This window comes from Catenibacterium sp. (assembly GCF_052354645.1).
Classification (GTDB): Bacteria; Bacillota_I; Bacilli_A; order Erysipelotrichales; family Coprobacillaceae; genus Catenibacterium; species Catenibacterium mitsuoka_A.
Genome location: NZ_DAWDDM010000371.1, coordinates 1 through 1,563 on the forward strand (window position 1 = coordinate 1; position 1,563 = coordinate 1,563).

1 protein-coding gene and 1 pseudogene are annotated in these 1,563 nt (G+C 36.3%); both read right to left on the reverse strand.

Annotation, left to right across the window (positions count from 1 at the left end):
• Positions 1-34 precede the first annotated feature (34 nt).
• Positions 35-364: a 30S ribosome-binding factor RbfA gene (gene rbfA, locus ACT8VG_RS11100; protein ID WP_117458055.1), complete on the reverse strand. Its 330-nt coding sequence runs from the start codon at positions 362-364 to the stop codon at positions 35-37.
• A gap of 3 nt (positions 365-367) precedes the next feature.
• Positions 368-1,563, reverse strand: a pseudogene (gene infB, locus ACT8VG_RS11105) (translation initiation factor IF-2); the annotation flags it as partial.

Here is a 1,563-nt window from a genome sequence, read left to right on the forward strand (position 1 = left end):
CTTTAATAAAAAAAGAGCCTCTTGATAGAGACTCTTAGTGTAAGTTCTTAATTAATTCTTCAATACGATTACCATATTCTAATGATTCATCTACCTTGAAGATTAATTCAGGACATTTTCTAATTTTTAATCTTCTCGCAAGCTGTGAACGGATAAAACCTTTACATCTATCTAATGCTTGAAGACCTTTACCCTGATTCTTCATGAATGTCACATAAACCTTTGCGACAGACATATCATTTGTACAGCTCACTGAAGTAACAGTACACATACGTAATGCTGGATCTTTTACTTCATCACGAAGAATTAATGATAATTCCTTCATGATATAATGATTCATTTTATCAACTTTTAATGAAGCCATAAATTAACCTTCAACTTCCTGCATAACATATCCTTCAACGATATCGCCTTCTTTGATATCGTTATAGTTTTCGATAGTTAAACCACATTCATAGCCCTGGTTAACTTCCTTCGCATCATCCTTGAAACGCTTTAATGAAGCAAGCTTACCTTCATAAACAATGATACCTTCACGAATTAATCTGATACCACAATCTCTCTTAATAGAACCATCTGTTACATAACATCCAGCGATATTACCAATCTTAGAAACCTTATAAATATGTCTGATTTCAGCCTGACCAGTAACAACTTCTTCCATTTCAGGAGCAAGCATACCCTTCATGGCTGCTTCAATTTCTTCAACCATCTTATAGATTACCTGGTGTAAACGGATTTCTACACCTTCTTCATCTGCTTTACGACGTACATTAGCATCTGGTCTTACATTGAAACCATAAATAATTGCCTTAGAAGCACTTGCAAGAAGGATATCAGATTCAGAAATAGCACCAACAGTAGAACGGATAACGTTCACTCTTGCACCTTCTACATCAATCTTTTCTAATGAACTCTTAACTGCTTCTGCAGTACCATTTACGTCAGCTTTAACAATGATATTTAAGTCAACGACTTCACCAGACTTCATCTGTGAGAATAAATCATCAAGACTCATTGCTGAAGTAGAGTTTCTTTCTTCTTCAATCTTCTTCTGAGCACGTTCTTCACCGACATGTCTCGCTTCTCTTTCAGTTTCAAATACCATGAACTTATCACCTGCTTCAGGCACATCATTTAAACCAGTAATTTCTACTGGAGTTGCAGGACCTGCAGATTTAATTTCACGTCCACGATCATCAACTAACTGTCTGACACGACCATAAGTCGCACCAACAACAATTGGGTTACCACTTCTTAAAGTACCATTCTGAATTAATAAAGTCGCAACTGGTCCTCTACCCTTATCAAGACGGCCTTCAATAACACTACCATAAGCCATACGCTTTGGATTTGCTTTTAATTCAGCAAGTTCAGCTACAACTGTAACTGTTTCTAATAATTCATCGATACCAATACCCTTTTTAGCTGAAATGTTTACATAAGGAACATCTCCACCCCATTCTTCAGGCATAAGTCCAAGTTCAGATACTTCAGTCATAATACGCTGAGGATCAGCACCTGGTTAAACAATCTTATTAATAGCAACAATAAAAGGTCCAT